The sequence below is a fragment of the Lacisediminihabitans sp. genome, from assembly GCF_036404185.1.
Lineage (GTDB): Bacteria > Actinomycetota > Actinomycetes > Actinomycetales > Microbacteriaceae > Lacisediminihabitans.
In genome coordinates this window covers 1-5,651 of record NZ_DASWPB010000023.1, presented here as the reverse complement: position 1 = coordinate 5,651, position 5,651 = coordinate 1, and the positions used below count along the sequence as shown (strand labels likewise).

Sequence of the window (5,651 nt, the reverse complement as noted above, 5' to 3'; positions counted from 1 at the left end):
TCAACAAGGCGCTCAACCCGGCCCAGCAGGTCGTGCAGATCGTCAACGACGAGCTCGTGACGATCCTCGGCGGCGAGGCGCGGCGCATCCGGTTCGCGAAGAACCCGCCGACCGTCATCATGCTCGCGGGCCTCCAGGGAGCGGGAAAGACGACGCTCGCCGGCAAGCTCGCCAAGTGGCTGGCGAAGGAGAGCCACACCCCGCTGCTGGTCGCCGCGGACCTCCAGCGGCCGAACGCCGTCACGCAGCTGCAGGTGGTGGGCGAGCAGGCCGGGGTCCCCGTCTTCGCGCCGGAACCGGGCAACGGCAAGGGCAACCCGGTGCGTGTGGCCAAGGACGCGATGAAGTTCGCGAGAGACAAGCAGTACGACGTGGTCATCGTCGACACGGCCGGTCGTCTCGGCGTCGACGCCGAGCTCATGAAGCAGGCCGCGGACATCCGCAAGGCCATCGACCCGGACGAGGTCTTCTTCGTCATCGACGCCATGATCGGCCAGGACGCCGTCGCCACGGCGAAGGCGTTCCAGGAGGGGGTCGACTTCACCGCGGTGGTGCTCACCAAGCTCGACGGCGATGCGCGCGGCGGCGCGGCGCTGTCCGTCGCCTCGGTGACGGGGCGGCCGATCATCTTCGCGTCGACGGGAGAGGGGCTCGACGACTTCGAGCCGTTCTATCCGGACCGCATGGCGAGCCGCATCCTCGACCTCGGCGACATCCTCACCCTCATCGAGCAGGCGCAGAAGACCTTCGACGAGGAGGAGGCCCGCAAGACCGCGGAGAAGTTCGCGACGGACACCTTCACGCTGGAGGACTTCCTCGGGCAGATGCAGCAGCTCAAGAACATGGGCTCGATCAAGAACATGCTCGGCATGCTGCCGGGGGCCAAGGGCATGCGGCAGCAGCTGGAGAACTTCGACGAGTCGGAGATCACCAGGACGGAGGCGATCATCCAGTCGATGACGCTGCAGGAACGCCGCCAGCCGAAGGTGCTCAACGGGTCGCGACGGGTGCGCATTGCGCGGGGGTCCGGCACCACGGTGACCGAGGTCAACTCCCTCGTCAGCCGGTTCGAGCAGGCCGCCAAGATGATGAAGACGGTCGCCAAGGGCGGCGTCCCGCAGGTTCCCGGCATGGGCCCTATCCCCGGGGCCTCCTACGCGGGAGCGCGCAAACAGCAGCCGAAGAAGAAGTCGAAGTCCGGGAATCCGGCCAAGCGGGCCGCCGAGAACGCCGCGATCGCCTCGGGTGCGAAGCCGTCCGGGACGGCGGGCGGATCCGGTTTCGGGCTCGGCGGTGTGGGGAAGGCCGCGCCGACGGAGGAGGAGCTCGCGAGCCTGCAGAAGTTCCTCGGCAGGTAGGACGCCGCGCCCGGCGAGGATTTGCCGGGAGCCCGGTCGCGGGATAGCGTGAAATCTTGGGCTGACACGGTCGGGCATCAACGTCGCATCCGTGGTCGCAAGCCACGATGCCGACACGAATGCCGACCTCTCCCTGGCTCGTCGACCTCGCGAGACGTGACGACGGCAGCCGTTTGAGGGAAAGGATGCAGTCGTGCGTTTAGCTGTCAAGGGTTCTTCACATCCGCTGGTCGGCGAGCTGGACATACCGGTCTCGAAATACCATGCGCATCGCGCCCTCGTGCTCGCCTCCCTCGCCCCGGGAACGAGCGTCATCACCGGGCTGTCCTCGGCGAGGCAGATCGACTGGACGGTGAGTGTGCTGCGGGCGCTCGGCACCGACATCCGGATCGACGGCGACACCTACATCGTCACCGGCGGGCAGTACCACGCCACGGACATCGTCGAACACGGCAGCCGCGGGGCGGAGGGGCTGCTCAACGTCGGCTCCTCGGGGACGACGCTGTACTTCATGACCGGACTGGCCGCGCTCGCCGACCGGCCGATGACCCTCACCGGGATGAAGTACTTCCGCCGCAGGCCGATCAGGGCGCTGCTCGACTCCCTCCGCCAGATGGGCGTCCGGCTGGAGTCCGACAACGACTGCCCGCCGATCACAGTGCAGCCGGTCCGTCCGACGGGCGGGGAGGTGTCGATCGCCGGGACGCTCTCCCAGTGGCTCAGCGGCCTGCTGCTGCTCGCGCCGTCCGCGACGGGCGACACGACCATCCACGTCACCGGGGGCGCCCTCAACGAGCAGCCGTACGTCGATCTGACGGTGCGGATGATGCGCCAGTTCGGGCTCGTCGTCGAGCACGACGACGACTGGCTGACCTATCGCATCCCCGGCAACCAGACCGCCGTGGCGACGATCTACGAGCTCCCCCCGGACATCGGATCCGCCGCCTTCGGCATCGCCGCGGCCGCGCTGCACCCCTCCGACGTGCTCTTCCGCGGCCTGTCCGCCACCCGGTCGGCCGACACGGACCACCCGGAGGCGGAGTTCCTCGACCTCGCCGTCTCGATGGGGGTGCCCCTCGTGCGGGACGAGGCGACGGGCTTCGTGCGCATCCGTCACGACGGGCTGAGCCTGCGCCCCATCGAGATCGACTGCCAGCCGATCCCCGACCTCCTGCCGGTGCTGGCCACCATGGCGAACTTCGCGGAGGGCACCAGCAGGCTCTATAACGTCGGGCACATCCGGCTCAAGGAGTCGGACAGGGTCGCGGCGATGCTGCAGCTCAACCGGCTCGGCGGCAAGGCGGAGCAGAGTCAGAGCGAGCTGCGGATCACCGGGGTCGACTCGCTGCACGGCGCCCCGATGTCCTCCTTCAACGACCACAGGGTGCTCATGGCGCTTTCCGTCGCCGCGACGCGGGCGGAGGGTCGGTCGACCCTCACCTATCCGCGGGCGTACCGCATCTCCTATCCCACCTTCCTCGAGGCGATGACCTCGATCGGGCTGGACCTGGACATCAGCTCTCCGGGGACAAACGATTCGCGTGACCCGGATGCCGGATACGCGAGCGAGGGCGAGACGGAGAGCATCGACGGTTCCGTCGCGGTCGCCGAGGGCGCCCGCTGGGAGCGCGAGCTGCAGGCCGAGCCGCTTGTGCTCAGCGAGGCGGTGCGCCGCCTGGCGGACACCGTGCCAGACGAGGCGGCGGTCATCGAGGTCGGGGCGAGCGAGCCGGCCACCACCTCCTGGCGCGAGCTCCAGGACGAGGCCGATCGTGTCTCCGCCCTGCTGCTCGACCTCGGCGTGAGCCGCGGCGACGCCGTCGCCCTGCAGCTGCCCAACTGGCGCGAGTTCATCGCCATCGCCCTCGGGATCGTCCAGATCGGCGCCGTGGTGACCCCCATCATGCCGGTCTTCGGTCCCAGGGAGACGGCGATGACCCTCGCCAGGTCGCACGCCCGCGTGCTGTTCCTGCCGAACCTGTTCCGCAAGCGCCGCCCGGCCGTCGAGCTCGTCGACGTGCTCGCCGAGGCGAGGGCGCAGTCGCGGCAGCTGTCGCTCGAGAACGTCGTTGTGCTGCGGTCGGAGAACCGGCACAGCGAGGACGAGCTCAACGCGGTTCCGCCGATCCCGGACGACGTGATCGACGCGGTCAACGCGGCGGACTGGACCTGGCGATACTACGATGCCGCCCTGGCCTCGGTCACCCCCGACCTCGACCTCATCGCCTCGAGGGCGCCGCGCGAGGACGACGTCCTCCAGCTGCTGTTCACCTCGGGGACGACCGGGGAGCCGAAGGGCGTGCAGCATCCGCATCGCACGCTGGGTCTCGCGACCGCCATGGAGGTCCGTCACCTCGGCCTCACGGGCGACGACCGCATCTACGTGCCCTCTCCGCTCGCCCACCAGACGGGATTCCTCTACGGGATGCTCCTGGGCTGGCGGCTCGGGGTGGCCACCGTCATCCAGCCGATGTGGGACGCCTCCCTCGCCCTCGACCAGGCCTTCGGGATCGCCAAGGCGAGCTTCGTGCAGGCGGCGACCCCGTTCCTCACCGACCTGGTCGATCTCGTCGAGGCGGGCGCGCCCGTCCCCGAGTCGCTGCGCATCTTCGTCGCCACCGGTGCCGCCGTGCCCCGCGCGCTCGCGAGGCGCGCGACCTCGGTGCTCGGAACCGCCGTGCTCGGCGCCTTCGGCACCACCGAGACGTGTCTGGCCACCCTGGCGACCCCCGGCGACGTGCCGGAGCAGGCGTGGGGCAGCGACGGGCGCCCGCTGCCGGGCATCCGCATCCGCATCGTCGACGACGAGGGCCGCGAGGTCCCCGCCGGCACGGAGGGCAACTACGAGCTGCTGTCGCCGACGATGTTCCGGGGCTACCTCGAGCGCCCCGACCTGACGGCGGACGTGTTCACCGCGGACGGCTGGTACCGCACCGGCGACCTCGCGCTCGTCGACGAGGCCGGATTCCTGCACATCACCGGTCGGGTGAAGGACGTCATCAACCGCGGCGGCGAGAAGATCCCCGTCGCCGAGATCGAGAACCTGCTCTACCAGCACGAGCTGATCGCCGACGTCGCCATCGTCGCCATGCCCGACCCGCGGCTCGGCGAGCGCGCCTGCGCCTTCGTCGTCTCCGCGCGGCCCGGTTCGCCCCTCGGCTTCGCCGAGATGCAGAATTACCTGGACCGCGCCGGTGTGTCGAAGTACTACTGGCCGGAACGGCTCGAATTCGTCGACGCGCTCCCACGCAACGCCGTCGGCAAGATCCAGAAGAATGTCCTGCGTGACCAAGCAGCGGCGCTGGCCGCGACAGTGAAGGAGAAAAGATGACCGCCGTCCTCGACGAGAAGGCGTTCCAGACCCTCAAGGCAGAGGTCGACGCCTGGGTGCGCGGACCGGGAGAGGACTTCGCCGAGCAGATCGAGGCGACCGGTTCCGTCCCGCCGGAGCTCTTCGCCGACCTCAAAGCCCGCGGATTCCTCGGGCTCGCCGCGCCGGAGCGGCTCGGCGGCAAGGAGATCCCGTTCACCCGCTACCTGGAGCTCATGGAGATCTTCTCCCGCTCGCACGCCTCCATTCGGATGCTCGTGCACGTCATCAACGGCACCTGGCGGTCCATGGACGACTTCGCGACGGATGCCCAGCGCGAGGAGATCATCAAGCCCTCGGTGAGCGGCGACCTGCTGGTCGCCTTCACCCTGACCGAGGCGAATGCGGGAACCGGTGCGGACATCCGGTCGAGCGTCCGCCGCGAGGGCGACACCTACTACCTCAGCGGCGAGAAGCACCTCATCACCTTCGGCGTCAACTGCGACTACTGGCTGCTCGCGGCCCGCCTCGAGGGCACGACCGGTCACGAGGGCACCGTCGCGCTGCTCGTGCCGAACACCGGGCTGCCGGGGGCCGAGGTCATCGACGACTCGCAGACCATGGGCGTCCGGGGCACGGATCACGCCATCCTGCACTTCGACAACACGCCGGTCCCGGTCGCCAACCGCCTGGGCGAGGAGGGTGAGGGCCTCACGGTGACCCTCGGCGGCTTCCTGCTGCCCAGCCGGGTCTCGGTGGCGATGAGCTGCGTCGGCCTCGCCGAGCGCGCCCAGGAGCTCGCCCTCGAGTACGCCAACGAGCGCGTCACCTTCGGCAAGCAAGGCTTCTCTAATGATTGCATCTTAAGCTCCTTCGTCAACCGGAACTGCATCCACCTCATATCTCTCGACGAACTTTCCCAGTCCTGCTCTTCAGTCATATTAGACATTACCAAAAAGATCACGGAATTTCAATTCAAAGAG

Annotated in this window: 3 protein-coding genes; all 3 read left to right on the top strand. The window is 68.9% G+C overall.

The features are described from left to right. Positions 1-1,358: signal recognition particle protein (gene ffh / locus VGC18_RS01345; protein WP_331093436.1), on the top strand; the 1,358-nt coding region annotated here is incomplete at its 5' end. Positions 1,359-1,551: 193 nt separating this feature from the next. After that, a complete protein-coding gene (gene aroA / locus VGC18_RS01340; RefSeq protein WP_331093434.1) occupies positions 1,552-4,689 on the top strand; it encodes a 3-phosphoshikimate 1-carboxyvinyltransferase in 3,138 nt (1,045 codons plus the stop codon). Continuing rightward, positions 4,686-5,651, top strand: a 966-nt coding sequence (locus VGC18_RS01335; RefSeq protein WP_331093432.1) for an acyl-CoA dehydrogenase family protein, incomplete at its 3' end; no start/stop codon positions are given. The genes aroA and VGC18_RS01335, both read left to right, overlap by 4 nt.